Annotated in this window: 13 protein-coding genes; 7 read left to right on the top strand and 6 right to left on the bottom strand. The window is 70.5% G+C overall.

The window, feature by feature from the left end:
* Nucleotides 1-22 precede the first annotated feature (22 nt).
* Nucleotides 23-1,726 (top strand): phenylacetic acid degradation protein PaaN, encoded by a 1,704-nt coding sequence (gene paaN, locus VFH10_RS09200; RefSeq protein WP_325127820.1) that lies wholly within the window; start codon nt 23-25, stop codon nt 1,724-1,726.
* Between the two features lie 100 nt (nt 1,727-1,826).
* Here paaN and VFH10_RS09195 read toward each other — a convergent pair whose 3' ends face one another.
* From VFH10_RS09195 to VFH10_RS09185, 3 genes are all read right to left on the bottom strand, one after another.
* Complete coding sequence (locus VFH10_RS09195) at nt 1,827-2,681, bottom strand: hypothetical protein (protein WP_325127819.1); 855 nt, start codon at nt 2,679-2,681, stop codon at nt 1,827-1,829.
* Nucleotides 2,681-4,180, bottom strand: a complete 1,500-nt coding sequence (locus tag VFH10_RS09190; protein ID WP_325127818.1) for a S10 family peptidase — start codon at nt 4,178-4,180, stop codon at nt 2,681-2,683. The genes VFH10_RS09195 and VFH10_RS09190 overlap by 1 nt, the downstream gene beginning before the upstream one ends.
* Nucleotides 4,181-4,256: 76 nt before the next feature.
* Nucleotides 4,257-5,786 (bottom strand): AMP-binding protein, encoded by a 1,530-nt coding sequence (locus VFH10_RS09185; protein ID WP_325127817.1) that lies wholly within the window; start codon nt 5,784-5,786, stop codon nt 4,257-4,259.
* Nucleotides 5,787-5,950: 164 nt separating this feature from the next.
* Between VFH10_RS09185 and VFH10_RS09180 the strand changes: the two genes are divergently transcribed.
* Nucleotides 5,951-6,637 (top strand): GOLPH3/VPS74 family protein, encoded by a 687-nt coding sequence (locus tag VFH10_RS09180; RefSeq protein ID WP_325127816.1) that lies wholly within the window; start codon nt 5,951-5,953, stop codon nt 6,635-6,637.
* On the opposite strand, the gene pgm is transcribed toward VFH10_RS09180, so the two are convergent.
* Entirely contained in the window at nt 6,630-8,279 is a 1,650-nt protein-coding gene (gene pgm / locus VFH10_RS09175; protein WP_325127815.1) for a phosphoglucomutase (alpha-D-glucose-1,6-bisphosphate-dependent), read from the bottom strand. The genes VFH10_RS09180 and pgm overlap by 8 nt on opposite strands.
* A gap of 70 nt (nt 8,280-8,349) precedes the next feature.
* Here pgm and VFH10_RS09170 point away from each other — a divergent pair, with 70 nt between their 5' ends.
* The 3 genes from VFH10_RS09170 (at nt 8,350) to VFH10_RS09160 (ending at nt 13,107) form a co-directional block, all read left to right on the top strand.
* Complete coding sequence (locus VFH10_RS09170; protein ID WP_325127814.1) at nt 8,350-10,110, top strand: NHL domain-containing thioredoxin family protein; 1,761 nt, start codon at nt 8,350-8,352, stop codon at nt 10,108-10,110.
* A gap of 107 nt (nt 10,111-10,217) precedes the next feature.
* Entirely contained in the window at nt 10,218-11,297 is a 1,080-nt protein-coding gene (locus tag VFH10_RS09165; protein WP_325127813.1) for an oxidoreductase, read from the top strand.
* Nucleotides 11,298-11,568: 271 nt separating this feature from the next.
* Nucleotides 11,569-13,107 (top strand): DEAD/DEAH box helicase, encoded by a 1,539-nt coding sequence (locus tag VFH10_RS09160; RefSeq protein WP_325127812.1) that lies wholly within the window; start codon nt 11,569-11,571, stop codon nt 13,105-13,107.
* Between the two features lie 100 nt (nt 13,108-13,207).
* Here VFH10_RS09160 and VFH10_RS09155 read toward each other — a convergent pair whose 3' ends face one another.
* Both VFH10_RS09155 and VFH10_RS09150 read right to left on the bottom strand, forming a co-directional pair.
* Nucleotides 13,208-13,423 carry a DUF6458 family protein gene (locus tag VFH10_RS09155; RefSeq protein WP_325127811.1) on the bottom strand — a complete coding sequence of 72 codons (216 nt, stop codon included), beginning with the start codon at nt 13,421-13,423 and terminating at the stop codon, nt 13,208-13,210.
* 360 nt (nt 13,424-13,783) lie between these two features.
* The gene (locus VFH10_RS09150; RefSeq protein WP_325127810.1) at nt 13,784-15,676 is read right to left on the bottom strand and encodes an acyl-CoA dehydrogenase; all 1,893 of its coding nucleotides are present in this window, start codon (nt 15,674-15,676) and stop codon (nt 13,784-13,786) included.
* 787 nt (nt 15,677-16,463) lie between these two features.
* On the opposite strand from VFH10_RS09150, the gene nhaC reads away from it, so the two are divergent.
* Together nhaC and VFH10_RS09140 are read left to right on the top strand one after the other, a co-directional pair.
* Nucleotides 16,464-17,945 carry a Na+/H+ antiporter NhaC gene (gene nhaC, locus VFH10_RS09145; protein ID WP_325127809.1) on the top strand — a complete coding sequence of 494 codons (1,482 nt, stop codon included), beginning with the start codon at nt 16,464-16,466 and terminating at the stop codon, nt 17,943-17,945.
* Nucleotides 17,942-19,402 (top strand): basic amino acid/polyamine antiporter, encoded by a 1,461-nt coding sequence (locus VFH10_RS09140; RefSeq protein ID WP_325127808.1) that lies wholly within the window; start codon nt 17,942-17,944, stop codon nt 19,400-19,402. The genes nhaC and VFH10_RS09140 overlap by 4 nt, the downstream gene beginning before the upstream one ends.
* The last annotated feature ends 402 nt before the right edge of the window (nt 19,403-19,804 follow it).

Below are 19,804 nucleotides of genomic sequence, written 5' to 3'. Positions count from 1 at the left end.
CTGTCACACGTGAGGACCCGCGATGCCGACTCCCGACGCTGCTGCCGAGGCCACCAAGGCCGCCGAGATGTTCGCCGCCCACGAGGAGACCCTGGCGAAGGCCACCCAGGCGATCCGCACCCGGGAGTACTTCTCCGCCTACAACGAGTCGCCCTCGCCCCGCGTCTACGGGGAGAGCGCCGCGGCCGACGGAAAGGCGGCGTTCGAGGCGTACGCCGGGACCACGTTCCCGCTCGACACCCCGGGCGCCGAGGGCACCGTCGCGACGGAGAAGTCACCGTTCGGCTTCGCACTCGACGTCGCCTACCCCCGCGTCACGCCCGCGGGGGTCGACGCGCTGATGGCGGCCGCCTCCGCGGGGATAAAGGCGTTCCGCGACGCCGGTCCCGACGCCCGGGTGGGCGTGTGCATCGAGATCCTGCACCGCCTGCACGGCCGCGTGTTCGAGCTCGCCAACGCCGTGCAGCACACCTCCGGCCAGGCGTTCGTGATGGCGTTCCAGGCAGGCGGCGCGCACGCGCTCGACCGGGCGCTGGAGGCGATCGCTTACTCGCACGTGGAGATGAGCCGCACCCCACGCACCGCGGTGTGGGAGAAGCCAGGCAAGGGCGACCCGCTGCGGATGGAGAAGACGTTCACCGCCGTGCCCCGCGGGGTCGCGCTCGTGATCGGCTGCAACACCTTCCCGACCTGGAACTCCTGGCCCGGGCTCTTCGCCTCGCTCGCCTGCGGCAACCCCGTGGTGGTCAAGCCGCACCCGGGGGCCGTGCTGCCGCTCGCGATCACGGTGCAGGTCGCGCAGGAGGTGCTCGCCGAGGCCGGCTTCGACCCGCACCTGGTCACGTTGGCTGCCGAGGACCCCGCCGACGGCCTCGCGAAGACGCTGGCCGTCCGGCCCGAGGTGCGGCTGGTCGACTTCACCGGCAGCAACGCGTTCGGCGACTGGCTCGAGGACAACGCCCGGCAGGCAACGGTGTTCACCGAGAAGGCCGGCGTCAACACGGTGGTGGTCGACTCGACCGACACGTTCAAGGGGATGTGCTTCAACCTGGCCTTCTCGTTCGCCCTCTACACCGGGCAGATGTGCACCGCCCCGCAGAACGTGTACCTCCCCGCCGACGGCATCGAGACCGACGAGGGGCACAAGTCGGTGGCCGACGTCGCCGCCGGCATCGAGGCCGCGTTCGGCAAGCTGCTCGGGGACGACGCCCGCGCGGTCGAGCTGCTCGGTGGTGTCGTCAACGACGGCGTGCTCTCCCGGCTCGACGCGGCCGGGTCGGCCGGCAAGGTGCTCGTGGAGTCGCGCGTGGTCCGGCACCCGGCGTACGACGACGCGGTGGTGCGGACGCCGACGCTGATCGGGCTGACCGCCGAGGACGGCGACGTCTACGAGTCGGAGTGCTTCGGGCCGGTGGCCTACCTGATCGAGACGTCGGGCACCGACCAGTCGATCGAGCTGTTCCGGCGTACCGTCACCGAGCACGGCGCGATGACCGCCGCCGTCTACAGCACCTCCGACAACGTGGTGGCCGCGATGCGCGACGCCGCTCTCGACGCCGGCGTGGCGCTGTCGGAGAACCTCACCGGCCAGGTGTTCGTCAACCAGTCGGCGGCCTACAGCGACTTCCACGGCACCGGCGCGAACCCGGCCGCGAACGCGTCGTACACCGACGGGGCGTACGTCGCGAGCCGGTTCCGGATCGTGCAGTCCCGCCGGCACATCTAGCGCCACCCTGCCGGTCGCGCTTCCCCAGGGGATCTGCACCTTCCCGTGGTGAGATCACCCCGGGAAGGTGCCAATTCACAGGGGACCCAGTGAATTGGCCCTACCCCCGACGCCCGAACGCGCCCCCCAGCAGCCCGACGACGAACGCCACCCCCGAGCCGGCCGCGACGACCAGCATCAGCTGCCGCAGGTCCTCGGTGAGGATGTCGTAGTACGCCGCGCCGGCGGCCTCGGGCACGGCGGGCGGCAGCTCGTCGAGGTACGCCGACCGCCCGGCGCCGAGCCCGAGCCACAGCAACCCGAGACCGACCAGCGCCACGACGGCCGTCAGAGCGAGGGCAGGGCCGCGCCGTCGCGCGAGCAGGAGGCCGAGCACGATCAGCGCCGCGGCCACGAGCGGCAGCGCGCGGCCGTAGTCCTCGAGCAACCGGTAGGCGGTCTGGGCCCGGCCGAGCTCCTCGGTGCTGCCGATCGGGTACGTCGTGTCGGTGCGCGGGATCGCGCCGCTGAACGGGAGGCCCGCCTGGTCGACCTCCTCGCGCACGGCGGCCGCGAGCGGTCCGAGCCGCAGCTCGACGGTGTCGCCGGCCCCGACGCCGAGCGAGTCGGACTCGCCCGCGAGCGCGCCGATGATCTGCCGGTGCGCGGCGCGGTTGGACTCCCGCCACGCCTCTTCGAACGCCGGCCCCTCGACCACCACGCGGGTGGCGCGACGGACCAGGGGCTCGACCTGGTCGGCGATGCCCGGCGGGAGGGTGCCGAGCGAGTCGGTCGTCTCGCGCATCAGCTTGGCGGCCACTGCGTCCTGGACGTCCGCGTCGCCCGCGAGCGGCGCGACCGTGTCGACGTACGCCGACTGCGGCACCACCGTGTCGCGCAGCCACCAGCCGGCGGTCGCGGCGGGCACCATCAGCCCGCCCAGCAGGAGCAGGACGAACGCGAGCAGCGACCGCATCAGCCGGCGGAGGCGCGGGTGACGAAGTCGGCCAGGTCCTTGCTCTGCCGCAGCCGGCTCGGCTCGTGCACGTACATCATGTGGCCGGCCTCGTAGTAGGCGTGCTCGATGTTGGCCCGCAGCTCCTCGGGGATCTGCAGGTGCGCGATCACGTCCTCGGCGGCGAAGTGCGGGGTGGCGCCGTCGTAGTAGCCGTAGGCGACGTGCACCTTGAGGTGCGGGTTCTGCCGCATCGCCCGCTCGAGCCGCGGCGTCACGTCGATCGGCCGGCCCTCGAAGTCCTTGTAGGACCAGGGCTGCACGCGCCGGGAGATCTGCTCGTAGGGCAGGTCGTTCTCGTAGCCGAGCTCGTCGCGCACGTAGTGGTTGAACGCCGCCGCGTAGGGACCGGAGATCGCGTCATGCGAGGGGTCGGCGTCCATCTTCTCCGCGATCGCGCTCGCCGCCGGGCCGCTGAAGCGTCCGTCGAGCCGGCCGGCCGTGCGGCGCTGGTCGCGCAGCAGCTCGCCGAAGAACCGCCAGTGCTCGATCCGGAGGTCGGCGCGGTCGACGTAGTCCTCGGTGAGACCGGTGAGCGACGCGATCTTCTTGACCGCGGCCGCGCGCTCCTTGCGGGTGAGCCGGTCGCCGCGCGACAGCACCCAGGGGTACTCCTGCGTGGCGTACTCCTCGGCCTCCTTGAGGACCGCCTTCAGCGATCCCCGGCCGAGCTTGCCGTGGTAGTGCGCGATGGCGGCGTACGTCGGCAGGTACAGCGCGTGCGCCCGGTCGTTGCGCTGGTTCTCGAAGTCGATGGACGACACGTCGAGCACGCTGGAGATCAGGATCAGCCCGTTGACGTACATCCCGTGCCGCGACTGGAGGTGCTCGACGAGCGCGGCGCCGCGCAGCGTGCCGTAGGACTCGCCGGCGACGAACTTGGGCGACATCCAGCGCTTGTGCCGCGCGGTCCAGAGCCGGATCACCTCGCCGACCGACTCGATGTCGCCCTGGTAGCCGTGGAACGGCTCTGGCTTGGTGTTCTCCAGAGTCCGGGAGTAGCCGGTCGACACCGGGTCGATGAACACCAGGTCGGAGACCGCGAGCAGTGACTCGGGGTTGTCGGCGAGCGCGTACGGCGGCGGCAGCAGGGCGCCCACGTCACCCATCAGCACGCGGCGTGGGCCGAACAGACCGAGGTGCAGCCACACCGAGGACGACCCGGGTCCGCCGTTGAACGCGAACGTCACCGGGCGGTTCGCCGACTCCGCGGTGTCGAGGGTGTAGGTCGTGATCGAGACCTCGGCCTTGGGCTTGAAGCCCTTGAACACCCCGTCCTCGTAGACCTCGTCGCGCAGCACGATGCGACCGGTAGTGGCGGTGTAGTCGAGCGTGCGCCGTCCGACCTTGAGGTGGTGCTTGGTGGCGACGAGGTCGTCGACCGGGTCGGCGGGCTTGGTCTCCTTGGCGGTGTCCGCGGGCGTCGGCGTCTCGGAGCTGGGCGTCTTCTCGTCCGTCACGCGGCCACACTAGCCACCGCCCCCCGCCCACTTGTCAGAGCGTCAGCCGGTCCCGACCGGCTCACGCTCTGACAACTCAGTGGATCTGGCGCTCCTGGCCCTTCCAGAACGGCTCGCGCAGCTTGAACTTCTGCAGCTTGCCGGTGGCGGTCCGGGGCAGCTCGTCGACGAAGTCCACCCGCTTCGGGCACTTGTAGCCGGCGAGCGCGGTGCGGCAGTGCGAGATCAGCTCCTCGGCGGTGACGTCGTCGCCGTCGGGCACGACCAGGGCGGTGACCAGCTCGCCCCACTTCTCGTCGGGGATCCCGATCACCGCGACCTCCTTGACGGCCGGGTGCGACATCAGCGCGTCCTCCACCTCGATCGAGGAGACGTTCTCGCCGCCGGAGATGATCACGTCCTTCTTGCGGTCGGAGATGACCAGGTAGCCGTCCTCGTCGAGGTACCCGCCGTCCCCGGTGTGGAACGTGTTGCCCGCCTGAACCCGCGCGGTCTCCTCCGGCTGCTCCCAGTAGCCGTCGAGGTTGTGGTTGCTCGACGTGAGCACCTCGCCCTGCGGGTCGATGCTGACGCGTACGCCGAGCGCGGGGGCCCCGGCCCGGCCGAGCCGCCTGGCCTGCTCGTGCACGGACAGGTCGTCCCACTCCGCGCGCATCCGGTTGACGGTGACGATCGGGGCCGTCTCGGTGAGCCCGTAGATCTGGTTGAACTCCCAGCCCAGCTCCTCCATCACCCGTTCGATGGTGCGGGTCGGGGGCGGGGCACCGGCCACGATGATCCGCACCCGGTCGCGTCCCGGGATCTCGCCGTCCCAGTCGGCAGCGGCCTCGAGCGCCGCGCTGACCACGGCCGGCGCCGCGCACATCAGCGTCACTCCGTGCATCTGGATCCGCCGCAGGATCTCCGTGCCGTCGACCTTCCGGAGCACGATCTGCTGGACACCGAAACCGGTCGTCACGTAGGGCATCCCCCACCCGTTGCAGTGGAACATCGGCAGCGTGTGCAGGTAGACGTCGCGGTCGTTCACGCCCGCGTGCAGTCCGAAGACCGTTGCGTTGAGCCACAAGTTGCGGTGCGTGAGCTGCACGCCCTTCGGTCGGGCGGTCGTCCCGGACGTGTAGTTGATGGTGCCGGTGGCCGCCTCGTCGGGTTCGTCCCACGGCTCCGGCTCGGTGTCGCGCAGGAACAGGTCGTCGTCCTCTCCGAGCACGAACTTATGCGGTACGTCGAGCGCGTCGAGCTTGTCCTTGAGCTCGGGGTCGGCGTACACGACCTGCGAACCGGAGTGCCCGACGATGTACTCGATCTCCGCCAGGCTCAGCCGGAAGTTGATCGGCACCAGGATCCGGCCCCACCCGCTGACCCCGAAGAACGACGTGAGCAGCCGCGCGGAGTTCTGCGAGATCACCGCGACGCGTCCACCGCGGGGCACGCCCAGCCGGTCGAGGCGGGCCGCCTGCGCCCGGGCCAGCGCGGCCAGCTCGCGGTAGCTGACGCTGCCGAGACTCGTTGCGGGCTGGTCGGGCTCGTCGATGACGGCGACCCGGTCGGGATAGACGGTCTCGGCGCGGTCGAGGAAGTCACGCACGGTCAGGGGGTAGTACACAGGCCCTCCCTGTCGGCTCGGGGCGGTGTCGGACTCTCGACCGATTCCACCCGGATCCCGGCGGATGCGCCACCCCCGGGCGGCACCGACCGACCAGCGGACGTGCGGCTGCGACCAACGGCCACCCCCAGTCGTCGAGCCCGTCGAGACCCTAGGCTCGACACATGCTGCTCGCCGAGGACCTGCTGCTCCTGCTGACCGACGACGACACCGGCAGACTGCTCGTGGAGGGCTCGGCGGCGGACGTCGCCCTGGGCGGCGCCCGGCTCATCGAGCTCACGATCGAGGGCCGGGTCGACCTGACCGGCGAGGGCGAGGGCCGCACGGGCCGCCTCGTCGTCCGTGACCGCACGCGCCTGGCCGACCCGATCCTCGACGAGGCTCTCGACCTTGTCGCGGCCAAGGAGGGGAAGAAGCCGGACGCGGTCGTGGGTCCACTCGGCAAGAAGCTTCGCGACCGCCTCTACCTCCGCCTCGCCGAGCAGGGCGTGCTGCGGTCCGAGCGCGGCAAGGTGCTCGGCCTCTTCCCGACCCGGAGGTGGCCGGCGTCGGACGCGGCACACGAGCGGCAGCTGCGGGCTGGGCTCGAGCAGGCGCTGCTGATGGGGCTGCAGCCCCCGGAGCGGGTCGCGGCGCTGGTGTCCCTGCTGCACGCGCTGCGGTCGGTGCACAAGGTCGTGCGGCCCAAGGACCACGGCGTCTCCAAGCGCGACCTCGACCGACGCGCCAAGGAGATCGCCGAGGGCGACTGGGGATCGGCGGCGGTGCGCAAAGCGGTCGACGCCATCGCCGCCGCCACCGTCGCAGCGGTGACCGCAGCGACTACGGCGTCGGTGGCCGGCTCTAGCTGAGCGCGGCTCCCACCACGTCGCGCGCCTCCGACTGCACGCGGACCAGGTGCTCAGGACCCTGGAACGACTCGGCGTAGATCTTGTAGACGTCCTCGGTGCCCGAAGGGCGGGCGGCGAACCACGCCGACTCCGTCACCACCTTGAGCCCACCGATCTTCGCGCCGTTGCCGGGCGCCTCGGTCAGCTTGGCGGTGATCGGCTCGCCGGCGAGCTCGCTCGCGGACACGTCGTCCGGCGACAGCGCCGCCAGCTTCGCCTTCTGCGCGCGGTCGGCCGGTGCGTCGATGCGTGCGTACGCCGGGTCGCCGTGCCGGGCGACGAGGTCGGCGTAGTGCCTGCTCGGGGACGCGCCGGTCGTGGCGAGGATCTCCGAGGCGAGCAGCGCCAGGATGATGCCGTCCTTGTCGGTGGTCCACGTGGAGCCGTCGCGGCGCAGGAACGACGCGCCGGCCGACTCCTCGCCACCGAACCCGAACGACCCGTCGATCAGCCCGGGTACGAACCACTTGAAGCCGACCGGCACCTCGCTCATCGGCCGTCCGACCTGCTCCGCGACCCGGTCGATCATCGACGATGACACGAGGGTCTTGCCGATCCGCGCGCCCTCGGGCCAGTCGGGCCGGGCGCCGCCGAACAGGTAGCCGATCGCCACGGCCAGGAAGTGGTTGGGGTTCATCAGCCCGGCGTCGGGGGTGACGATGCCGTGCCGGTCGGCATCCGCATCGTTGCCGGTCGCGACGTCGTACTCGCTCCTCCGGCCGATCAGTGACGCCATCGCGCTGGGGGAGGAGCAGTCCATCCGGATCTTGCCGTCCCAGTCGAGCGTCATGAACCGCCAGGTGGGGTCGACCAGCGGGTTCACCACGGTGAGGTCGATCTTGTGCCGCTCGGCGATCGCGCCCCAGTAGTCGACGCTGGCGCCGCCCAGCGGGTCGGCGCCGATGCGCACGCCGGCCGACCGGATCGCGTCGAGGTCGACCACCCCCGGCAGGTCGTCGACGTAGCTGCCGAGGAAGTCGTAGGAGCCGACCGTGGCGCGGGCCCGCGTGAACGGCACCCTACGTACGCCGGACAGGCCGTCCCGGATCAGCTCGTTGGCCCGGGCAGCGATGGCCGACGTCGCGTCGGTGTCGGCTGGACCGCCGTGCGGCGGGTTGTACTTGAAGCCGCCGTCCGCCGGGGGGTTGTGCGAGGGCGTCACCACGATCCCGTCGGCGAGGCCACCCCCGTCGCGTCGGGACCCGTTGGCGCGGATGATCGCGTGCGACACCGCTGGGGTCGGCGTGTAGCCGTCCTGCTGGTCGACGAGCACCGTGACGTCGTTCGCGACGAGCACCTCCAGCGCAGACGCCCACGCGGGCTCGGACAGCCCGTGCGTGTCGCGCCCGATGAACAGCGGCCCGTCGTACCCCTGCTCCTTGCGGTAGTCGCAGATCGCCTGTGTCGTGGCGAGGATGTGATGCTCGTTGAACGACGTCCGCAGGCTGCTGCCGCGGTGCCCGCTGGTGCCGAAGGCGACCTGCTGGTCGACGTCCTCGGGGTCGGGCACTCCGGTGTAGTACGCCGTGACGAGATGGGCGACGTCGACGAGGTCCTGTGGTTCGGCGGGCTGTCCGGCACGGGACTCGCTGGGGCTGGTCATGATGGACATCCTGCTGTCCGGTGGACGGGCCGTCGAGCCCTGTCTTGGGCCGGGCGTCAGACTGGGACCCGTGCCAACCACTCCTCGCGTCCGCGCACCTGAGCTCCGTGGCCGCGGCTGGCTGAACACCGACCGACCGCTCTCGCTCGCCGAGCTGCGCGGCCGGTTCGTGCTCCTCGACTTCTGGACGTTCTGCTGCATCAACTGCCTGCACGTGCTCGACGAGCTGCGCGAGGTCGAGGAGAAGTACGCCGACGAGCTCGTCGTGGTCGGGGTGCACTCGCCGAAGTTCGAGCACGAGGCGGATCCGGCCGCCCTGGCCGCGGCGGTGGAGCGGTACGACGTGCGCCATCCTGTGCTCGACGATCCCGAGCTGGTGACGTGGCAGGCCTACACCGCACGGGCCTGGCCGACGCTGGTGCTGGTCGACCCGGAGGGGTACGTCGTCGCGCAGTACGCCGGCGAGGGCCACGCCCACGCGATCGACGCCCTGCTCGGCGACCTCCGTGCGGAGCACTTGGAGAGGGGCACCCTGCAGCCCGGCGACTCGCCGTACGTCGCGCCGCCGGTCCCCGACGGTGATCTGCGCTTCCCGGCGAAGGCCGTCGCCCTCGCCGGCGGCAACGTCCTGGTCGCCGACGCGGGCCACGGCGAGGTGGTCGAGCTCACCGGTGACGACGTGGTCCGAAGGTTCGGTCCGTTCCGGGAGCCCAACGGGTTGTGCCTGCTGCCGCCCGAGGTGGCCGGATGGGTCGGCTACGACGTGGTGGTCGCGGAGACCGCGGGACACCGGCTGCGCGGGATCGCCCTGGAGTCGGGCGAGACAAGCACGCTCGCCGGTGACGGTCGGCAGTGGATGCAGGGCGACGGGACGTCCCGGCTCAGCAGCCCCTGGGACGTGGCCTGGCACGACGGTCTGGTGTGGGTGGCGATGGCCGGCATCCACCAGCTCTGGACGTTCGACCCGGTCACCGGCGAGACCCGGGCCGCGGCCGGCACGACCAACGAGGGACTGCTCGACGGGCCGCTCGACGAGGCCTGGCTGGCACAGACATCCGGACTCGCCGCCGAGGGCGACCGGTTGTGGCTGGTCGACGCCGAGACCTCCTCGCTGCGCTACGTCCACGGTGATCGAGGCGGTCGAGACCTGCGCATCACGACCGTGGTCGGCCGCGGGCTGTTCGACTTCGGGTTCGTCGACGGTCCCGCGGCCGATGCGCTGTTGCAGCACCCGCTCGGCGTCGCCGTGCTGCCGGACGGCTCGGTCGCGGTCGCCGACACCTACAACGGGGCGGTACGTCGCTACGACCCGGAGACGGACGCGGTGAGCACGCTCGCCACCGGGCTGGCCGAGCCGAGCGGGCTGCTCGTCGAGGGCGAGCACCTCGTGGTCGTCGAGTCCGCCGCGCACCGGCTGTCGCGGCTCCCGCTCGGCTCCAGCGCGCGGGCGTCGGGCGCGTCGCGATCCACGCAGCGCCCGGTCACCGACGTGGCGCCCGGCGCCGTGGAGCTCGTCGTGTCCTTCGAGCCGCCGCCGGGCCAGAAGGTCGACGACCGGTTCGGGCCGCCGTCCCAGCTGCTCGTGGAGGCGACTCCACCCGGACTGTTGAAGTCCGGCGACGGCCGCGGCACGGACCTGGCCCGCACCGTCACGGTGGACGCGGCCGTCGGGTCCGGCGTACTCCATGTCGCGGCGCGGGCCGCCTCCTGCGACGAGGGCGCCGGCGAGGGCGCCGCCTGCCACATGCACCAGCAGGACTGGGGGGTGCCCGTCCGGATCGTGGAAGGTGGCGCAACCAGGTTGGTGCTGCCCCTCTCCGGTCGGACCTGACGGATACGACGCGACGGGTTCGCGGTCACCGGGTGCCGGAAACGACACGTGCGTCGCGTCGTACCGGATGCTGGACAGCGCACCGATCCGGCGGCAGGGTGCAGGCCATGCGCATTCTTCTCGGGGCAGCTGGCCTCGCACTCATCATCCCCCTCACCCTCGCCGGCCCGGCGTCCTCGCAGACCGCGGCGGTGACCGACCCGGCGACCTGGAAGTGGCAGAAGGACAAGGTCGACCCGACCCAGAGCTTCCGCGGCCTCGACGCGGTGAGCCGGAGCACGGCCTGGGTGGCCGGCGAGAACGCCACGGACGACGGCGGCAAGGGCACCGTCTACCGGACCACCGACGGCGGTGCGACCTGGCAGGACGTCAGCCCCGACGTCGGGGCCGAGCTCGCGTTCCGCGACGTCGAGGCCGCCAGCGCCGGCGTCGCCTCCGTGCTCGCCATCGGACCCGGCAAGAAGTCCCGGATCTACCGCACCACCGACGGCGGCCGCAGCTGGACCAAGACGTTCCAGAACACCAACGAGAACGCCTTCTTCAACTGCATCGACTTCTACGCCGGCGGCAAGCGCGGGCTCGGTGTCAGCGACCCGGTCAACGGCAAGTTCCGGATCATCCGCACCACCGACTCCGGCAGGTCGTGGGACGTCGTCGCACGCGGCGGGATGCCGGCCGCGGCGGACGGCGAGTTCAACTTCGCCGCGAGCGGAACCTGCCTGACCATCACCGGCCGGCACGCCTACATGGCCTCGGGTGGCGCCGCCTCGCGGGTCTACCACTCCGACGACTCCGGCAACACGTGGGACGTCGCGGAGTCGCCGATCCCGGCGACCGAGGCGGGCGGCGTCTTCTCGATCGCCTTCAAGGACCCCCGGCTCGGCGTCGTCGTCGGCGGTGACTTCGAGGCGCCCGACAACGGTGTCGACGCCTCCGGCTGGAGCCGCAACAAGTCCGGGTTCCGGCCCGGCGGCGACCTCGGTGGCTACCGCTCCGGCGCCGACTGGGTCGACGGTTCCCGGCGCACCTTCGTCGCGGTCGGTCCCACCGGCAGCGACGCCACCACCGACGGCGGCCGCACCTGGACGACCTGGAGTGGCACCGGCTACCACTCCGTCGTCTGCGTCCCGACCGTCTGCTGGGCCTCGGGCTCCGAGGGTCGCACCGCCCGCGTCACGACCCAGTAGCCGAGCACAACCCGACAGCTCGTACGACGATCGTGGCGGAGGTCTCCTCCGCATGGTCGGGAGCACGCCCCTCGACCCGGTAGACTTGGTGTCAGCCGAGGTCGAGGGGCTTGCTGCTCCCCGGCCTTCTTTGTCGCCCGGTGTGGTGCGCTCGTCGTGAGTGCAAGACCAGTAGTCGGGCTCGAGGAACGCATTGCGTCCTGCTGGCTCGCCGGCCCACACCGTGGTCCGGGCCAGGTCGCGCCCGTCACACCACACCCGGAGCATCACCTTGTCGTCTTCCGACGCCCCGTCCACCCTGCCCACGACCCCCGCGTCTGCGCCCGCCGGCCCGTCGTTCGCCGAGCTCGGCCTTCCGGAGAAGGTCGTCGAGGCCCTCGCCGGCATGAAGATCACGCATCCGACCCCTGTCCAGGCGGCGGTCATCCCCGACGCCCTGGCCGGCAACGACGTGCTCGGCCGCGCCAAGACCGGCTCGGGCAAGACGCTCGCCTTCGGCCTGCCGATCCTCAAGCGGCTCAGTGGCACGCGCAGCAAGCCCAAGCACCCGCGCGCGCTGATCATCGTGCCGACCCGTGAGCTCGCCACCCAGGTGCGCCGCTCGCTGGAGCCGCTGGCGTTCGCCGCCCGGCTCAAGCTGGCCACGGTCTACGGCGGCACGTCGTACGACCGTCAGATCAAGCAGCTGCGCGCCGGCGCCGACATCGTGGTCGCCACGCCCGGTCGGCTGCAGGACCTGATGGACCGCGGCCAGTGCCTGACCGACGACATCGAGGTCACCGTCCTCGACGAGGCCGACCACCTGTGCGACCTCGGCTTCTACCCGGCCGTCGACGCACTCCTGCAGCAGACGCCGGCCGGCAGCCAGCGGATGCTGCTCTCGGCGACGCTCGACGGTGACGTCGACAGGCTGGTCCGCACCCACCTGCGGGACCCGCAGCTGCACGAGCTCGACCCCAACGCCGGCGCGGTCACCACGATGGACCACCACGTGATGGTCGTCGGCGGCTTCCGCGACAAGGTCGACGCGGTCACCGCGCTGGTCGAGGCCAACGCCCGCTCGATCATCTTCACGCGCACCCGTGAGGGCGCGACCGAGCTGCGCGATGCGCTCGGCGAGCGGGACATCGAGGCCGTCGACCTGCACGGCAACCTGTCGCAGCGGGTGCGCGAGCGCAACCTGCACAAGTTCTCCTCCGGGAAGGCCCGCGCCGTCGTCGCCACCGACGTCGCGGCGCGCGGGATCCACGTGGACAACGTCGACCTCGTCGTGCACTTCGACGCGCCGAACGACGCCAAGGCGTACCTGCACCGCTCTGGTCGTACGGCGCGCGCCGGCGAGTCCGGCACGGTCGTCACCATCACCACGCCGCGTCAGCTCGACGAGGTGGCCCGGCTGCAGTCGCGGGCCGGTGTGCAGTCGCGGCACCACGACATCCGCACCACCCCGCGCCCGATGACCTCCGAGACGCTGGCCGAGTCGGGCACCGAGGCTCCCGCCGTCCGCGCGTCCGGCGGCTCCGGTCCGCGCAACGGCCGGCCTGGCGGCCGGTCACAGGGCCGGTCGCAGGGCGGCTACCGCGGCCAGCGTCCGACGTACTCCGAGCGCCGTCCCCGCCGCGACCGCGACGACCGGCCCGCACGCACCTGGGAGGACCGCCCGGCGCGAGCGACCCGCGACGAGCGCCCGGAGAGCGGCAAGCCTGCGGAGCGCCGTACCCGCCCCGGCGCCACCCGCCCGGACGGCAAGAAGGCGCGCTGGTCGGCTGACAAGAAGCGCGGCACCGGCAACGGCGCCCGGCGCGGCTGACCCCGCCGCCCAACGAACAACACACGAGGGCCGCCCCACCAGACATGGTGGGGCGGCCCTCGTGTGTAGTGCAGTCTGACCTCGCCGGTGACCCGTCCGGTCAGCGCGGCGGACCGTCGTAGCGGCGCTCCTCCACGTGCTTGGTCTGCGACCGCTGCTTGTTCATCACGAGCGCGAGCACGATGGCCAGTGCGCCCACGATCACGAGGATCCAGCCCAGTCCCGCGTCGTCGATGAACCCGATGTCGATCTGGACCACGCCCATGACCAAGATGAGCCCGATGACCAGCAGCACGACGCCCAGTCCGATACCCATGGTGTCTCCTTGCGGTTTGGGGCGACCGGAGCCGCCTCGTTGGCACAGCGAACATGCCCTCCCGTCCAAGGAATACCCCGAACGACGCGCGGTCAATCAGCGGTGGCGTGTAGGTGTGGCGAAGTTGGGTAACACTGGGAGGCGCCCGGTCACAACGGCCGGGCTTTCATGACCCTCGAGGTTGGGAGGAGGCTCAGTGAACACACGGACCATCGCCATCGCGGCGCTCGTGATCGCAGTCATCATCTTGCTGATCTTCCTTCTCTGACAGTTGTCCGGCCGGACCACCGGTCACCAGACATGACGAAGGGCCGCCCCGTCTCCGGGGCGGCCCTTCGTGCGTCGGTACGGTCGCTGCGGTCAGAACGCGCTCTCGTCGAGCTCCATCAGCGACAGGTCGGTCGACTCGGCGATGGCCCGCTCGGCGCCGATCTTCGGCAGCACGTTGCGCGCGAAGAACTGCGCCGCCGCGACCTTGCCCTCGTAGAACGACTTGTCCTTCTTCGACAACCCGGTCACATCGCCGAGCTTGACCAGCGCCACCTCCGCCTGGCGGAGCAGCAGCCACGAGCAGACGATGTCGCCCAGCACCATCAGCAGGCGCGAGGTGTTGAGCCCCACCTTGTAGATGTTGTCGAGGTCGCCACCCTCGGCGCTCGGGTCGGCCGACATGAGCTGCTCGATCAGCGTGCCGACGAGGGCCTGGCCGTCCTCGAGGCCCTGCGCGAGCAGCGCGCGCTCGACCTTCAGCCGGCCGTTGCCTGCTTCGCTCTTGATGAACGCCTCGACCTCGCCGGCGACGTAGCCCAGCGCCTTGGCCTGGTCCTTCACGATCTTGCGGAAGAACAGGTCCTGGCCCTGGATCGCGGTGGTGCCCTCGTAGAGGGTGTCGATCTTCGCGTCGCGGACGTACTGCTCGATCGGGTACTCCTGCAGGAAGCCGGAGCCGCCGAACGTCTGCAGGGACTCGGTGCCGAGCAGCACCCAGGAGCGCTCCGAGCCGTAGCCCTTGACGATCGGGAGCAGCAGGTCGTTGACGCGCTCGGCGAGCTCGTCCTTCTCCCCGTTGAACTCCGCGAGCTGCACCCGGTCCTGCCAGGACGCGGTGTAGAGCACGAGCGCGCGCATCGCCTCGGCGTACGACTTCTGCGTCATCAGCGAGCGGCGTACGTCGGGGTGGTGGGTGATCGTGACCCGCGGGGCGGTCTTGTCGGAGGCCTGCTTGAGGTCGGCCCCCTGGACGCGCTCCTTGGCGTACTCGAGCGCGTTGAGGTAGCCGGTCGACAGCGTGGCGATGGCCTTGGTGCCGACCATCATCCGGGCGTTCTCGATGACCTGGAACATCTGCGCGATGCCGTCGTGCACCTCGCCGAGCAGCCAGCCCTTGGCGGGCTCGCCGCCGCCGACTGCAGAGTCGCCGAACGTGACCTCGCACGTGTTGGACACCTTGATGCCCATCTTGTGCTCGACGTTGGTGACGTAGGCGCCGTTGCGCTCGCCGGTCAGTTCGCCGGTCTCGTGGTCGAAGTGGTGCTTCGGCACGATGAACAGGGACAGTCCCTTGGTGCCCGGACCGCCGACGCCCTCCGGCAGCTCCGGGCCGACGGGGCGGGCAAGCACGAGGTGGACGATGTTCTCGGCCATGTCGTGCTCACCGGAGGTGATGAACCGCTTCACGCCCTCGATGTGCCAGGAGCCGTCGTCCTGCAGGGTTGCCTTCGTGCGACCGGCACCCACATCGGAGCCGGCGTCGGGTTCGGTGAGCACCATCGTGGCGCCCCAGCGCCGGTCGACGATGTGCCGGGCGATCCGCTTGTCGCGCTCGATGCCGTTGTCGTGCACGATCGAGGCGAAGCTGGGACCGCAGGCGTACATCCACACCGGTGCGTTCGCCCCGAGCACGAGCTCGCCGATCGCCCAGTTGAGGGACGACGGGGCGGGCTGCCCGCCGAGCTCGGCGGGCAGCGCGAGGCGCCAGTACTCCGCGTCCATCCAGGCCTGGTAGCTCTTCTGGAACGCCGCCGGGACCGGTGCCGAGCACGTTGTCGGGTCGAAGACCGGCGGGTTGCGGTCGCTGTCCTCGTACGACGCGGCGAGGTCCTCGCGGGCGAGCCTGTCCACCTCGGCGAGGATCGACTTCGCGGTGTCGGTGTCGACGTCCTCGAACGGGCCGGTGCCGAGCACCTGGTCGCGACCGAGCACCTCGAAGAGGTTGAACTCGATGTCTCGGATGTTGCTCTTGTAGTGGCTCACAGCTCCACCTTCGCCAATCTCGGGGACCGGGGTCCGCGGGTGCGTCCGGGCGGCGGCCGCCCGGTGCTACTCATCAGTAACTTCCATTATGCTACCCACGAGTAGCCGGCACAACCCTGGATCGACCGAAGTCAGCACGCATGTCGTGTGCGTGGCCGTTTCTCGCGGTGTGCGTCCAGGTCATGACTGAGCAACCCGGAAACCCGCTGTGCAGATGGGAAACGACGAGGTCCGTGACACCGAACCTTGTCTTGCGGGTGTGCTGAACGGTCTGCCACGATCAATTGTTTTCAGGGCCCAACCGTGTTGGGTCCCAACTGAAGAGGTCCCCCGATCAGTGGCGGGGTACCTGACGCTCGCCGGTTCCATGGGTCGGCGACCACGCCAGCTGCCCCTGCGAAGCCCGGGATCATCGTGACGACGCTTGGGAGGGCGCCAAGATGCGATGCGGAGCAGGCGGAGCTTCCCGTGCCAAGCACAGCGAACGCCTAGGACTCCCCCGGCAGCACCCGCCCGCCGAGCTGTCGTCATCAGTGGTCGCTCCCGTCGACGGGGCGGGCGGACCGGCACCGAGGCGACGCCGACACGCCCCGGAAGCCCAGGCGTGGGACGGGGCGCGCTACCGCTCGAACGTGGTGGTCGTGGCCCGACCAACCCGCGGGTCGATCCCTGCGAGGGATGCGCGCCGCCCCGTCCACGACGAGACCACCCGTCAGGCGAGCGCACCGGAGTAGCAGGTTCGGGACCGCTCACCTCCCGGGTGGGGGGTCGACGACAGGAGGAGTCTTTGTCGCAAGACCGCACCACAGGTCTCCGGGAGCCATCCATCGCGGACGCACTCGTCCCGCTCGGTGTCCTCGCGACCCTGATCGCGGGCGGTCTCGCCCTGTTCGGCCTGGACGCGCTCGACGGGCCTATCCAGGTCGCACTGCTGCTGTGTTGCGCGGTGGCCGCCCTGATCGCGATGAAGAACGGGCACGAGTTCACCGCGGTCCAGGCAGCCGGTCGCAGTGCCCTCGCTTCTGTCACCAGCGCGATCTTCATCCTGCTGGCGGTCGGGGCGCTGATCGGCGTGTGGAACCTCAGCGGCACCATCCCGACGCTGGTCTACTACGGCATCCAGGTCCTCTCGCCCGGCTGGTACTACGCCGCGACGGCGGTCATCTGCGGCGTGGTGGCCTTGAGCATCGGCAGCTCGTGGACCACCGCTGCCACCATCGGTGTCGGACTGGTCGGCATTGCCGGCTTGATCGGGGTGTCCGGGGCCATCACCGCGGGCGCGGTGATCTCCGGCGCTTACCTCGGCGACAAGACCTCACCGCTGTCGGAGACGACCATCCTGACCGCACAGATCGTCGGCGTCGACGTGCACGAGCACATCAAACGCCAGGTCTGGACATCGGTGCCGGCGTTCCTCATCGCGGTCGTCGTGTTCACCGTCCTGGGGATCACCGGACCGGACACCGTCGGTCAGGCCGAGACCACCTCCGACCTCGACAAGCTCAACCAGGTCTTCAACATCACGCCGCTCGCGCTGCTGCCGCTGGTGCTCCTGGGGTACCTGTCGATCCGCAAGGTGCCGGCCTCACTGGCCCTCCTGGCGTCCACGCTGTTCGCGGGCGTCCTCGGCGCGTTCCTCCAGCCCGACGTGTACGCCGACTTCGTCGCCGGCACCGGGAACGTCGTCGTGGAGACGGTCAAGGCGGTCTGGTTGGCGATGGCGAACGGATTCTCGATCGACACCGGCATCCCCGACGTCGACCGCCTGCTCTCGCGCGGCGGCATGGACAGCATGCTGCTCACCATCTGGCTGATCCTCGGTGCGGTCACCTTCGGGGCACTGCTGGAGGAGTTCGGACTGATCGATCGACTGGTGCAGCCGATGATCCGGGCCGCCCGGTCGACCGGCCGGTTGTTCGCGACGGTGTTCGCGTGCGGCTTCGGGCTCAACCTGGTCGCCGGTGACCAGTACATCGCGCTGGTGCTGCCGAGCCGGATCTTCCGGGCGGAGTTCGACCGCCGAGGACTCGCGGCCACGAACCTGTCCCGGCTCGCCGCCGACAGCGCCACCGTCACCTCACCGCTGGTGCCGTGGAACTCCTGCGGCGCTTTCATGGCCGCCACCCTGGGCGTCTCCACCCTGCTCTATCTCCCGTACGCCGTGTTCTGCTACGCGAGCCCAGCGCTCAGCGTGCTCTACGGCGTCACCGGGTTCCGAATCGAGAAGGTCGGACCTCCCGACCCCCATCAGATGGAGGAGAGCGCATGAGCGCGTCCGAGACCGCGACCGGCACCAGCCCAGGCGTCGCAGCGCGGATGAGTCTGCCGACGCTGACCGCGATGGTGGTCGGCAGCATGGTCGGCGCCGGGGTGTTCTCGCTGCCCGCCAGGTTCGGCGTCGCCACCGGCATCCTCGGCTCCCTGATCGCGTGGGCGATCGCGGGCGCCGGCATGCTGATGCTGGCGTTCGTGTTCCAGAACCTGGCGATCCGCCGACCGGACCTCGACTCCGGTGTGTTCATCTACGCCAAGGCCGGGTTCGGCGACTACGCCGGCTTCAACTCCGCGATCGGGTTCTGGGCGAGTGCGGTGGCCGGCAACACCTTCTACTGGGTGTTCATCACCGCCACCCTGGGCGCGTTCTTCGACGGTTTCGGCGACGGCGACACCGTCCTGGCCGCCGCCCTGGGCTCGGCCGGGGTGTGGTTGTTCCACTACCTGATCGCGCGAGGAGTCCGGGACGCCGCGATCATCAACCGGATCGTCACGGTGTTCAAGGTGCTGCCGATCCTGGTCTTCATCGTGGTGCTGTTCTTCGCGTTCGACGCCGGGGTGTTCGCCGACAACTGGACCGCCTACGGCTACGGCGAACTCGGCGACCTCAACGAGCAGGTCCGCAACACGATGCTGATCACGGTGTTCGTGTTCCTCGGCATCGAGGGCGCCAGCGTCTACTCCCGCTACGCCAAGAAGCGCGAGGACGTCGGCAAGGCGACCGTGATGGGCTTCCTGGGCGTGCTGTCGATCTTCTCGCTGGTCACCCTGTCCAGCTACTCGGTGGTGCCGCAACCAGAGCTCGCGGCGACCCGGCAACCGTCGATGATCGGGGTGTTCGAGTCCGTGGTCGGTGACTGGGGCGAGATCTTCATCAGCGCCGCGGTCATCGTCTCGGTGCTCGGCGCCTACCTGGCATGGACGTTGATGGCGGCCGAGGTGATGTACATGCCGGCCCGCAACGAGGACCTCCCCGCCTTCCTCGGCCACGAGAACGACAACGGCACCCCGATCACCGCCCTCGTCGTCAGCTCCCTGGCGGTTCAAGGCCTCCTGGCTGCCACGCTGGTGCTCACCGACGCGCTGAACTTCATGCTCGACCTGTGCGCCTCGCTGGCGCTGATCCCGTACTTCCTGGCCGCGGCCTACGCCCTCAAGCTCGGGCTGACCGGCGAGACCTACGAGGGCATACCGATGCGCACCCGACGCACCCAGTCCATCGTGGCTGGGATCGCGACCGGCTACACGCTGTTCCTCTTCGAGGCCGCGGGACTGAAGTTCCTTCTGCTCGCGACCGTGATCCTCGCTCCCGCGACGCTGTTGTACGTCAAGGCACGCAGCGAGCAGGGCCGACGCATCTTCACCCCGACCGAGATCGTGCTGTGCGCCGTCATCGTGGTCGGCGGGATCGTCGGCGCCGTCGGCCTGTGGACCGGTCGCATCACCATCTGACCCCGCACCCTGCCCCGGAAGGACCGGCCATGAGCGAACCCACCACCGAGTCTCCCTCCCCGAGGTACGGCGTCCACTGAGAGGTAGGCCGAGCAGGCAGCCGTTCCGGGCCAATGTGACAAAGGCGACCAGATGGCCCTAGTCCGGATGAACAGGTAAAACCGCCCAGGTGCGCGATGTGATCCCCCGCCTGGCCACGCAATGGTGGAGTCGGGATCTCGGGTGGGGCCACACACCACACTTTGGGGGTACGCCGTGCGCGATCTTCGACACACCGACCCGATTGGGCGCTGGTTCGTCACCGGCCGGCGGCGAGCCGTCGCGATCGCCGCGACAGTCTCGCTGCTGACCCTGACCGGTGGAGCGGCGGCCTACGCCGACAACCTGCAGCCCGACGGCGAC

The organism is Nocardioides sp. (assembly GCF_035697785.1).
Lineage (GTDB): Bacteria > Actinomycetota > Actinomycetes > Propionibacteriales > Nocardioidaceae > Nocardioides_B.
This window is presented reverse-complemented; position numbering and strand designations above follow the sequence as displayed.

Bases quoted from the DNA above. Each gene is read 5' to 3' on its own strand.
- paaN (WP_325127820.1), top strand. From the start codon at position 23: ATGCCGACTCCCGACGCTGCTGCCGAGGCCACCAAGGCCGCCGAGATG.
- VFH10_RS09195 (WP_325127819.1), bottom strand. From the start codon at position 2,681: ATGCGGTCGCTGCTCGCGTTCGTCCTGCTCCTGCTGGGCGGGCTGATG.
- VFH10_RS09180 (WP_325127816.1), top strand. From the start codon at position 5,951: ATGCTGCTCGCCGAGGACCTGCTGCTCCTGCTGACCGACGACGACACC.
- pgm (WP_325127815.1), bottom strand. From the start codon at position 8,279: ATGACCAGCCCCAGCGAGTCCCGTGCCGGACAGCCCGCCGAACCACAG.
- VFH10_RS09165 (WP_325127813.1), top strand. From the start codon at position 10,218: ATGCGCATTCTTCTCGGGGCAGCTGGCCTCGCACTCATCATCCCCCTC.
- VFH10_RS09155 (WP_325127811.1), bottom strand. From the start codon at position 13,423: ATGGGTATCGGACTGGGCGTCGTGCTGCTGGTCATCGGGCTCATCTTG.
- VFH10_RS09140 (WP_325127808.1), top strand. From the start codon at position 17,942: ATGAGCGCGTCCGAGACCGCGACCGGCACCAGCCCAGGCGTCGCAGCG.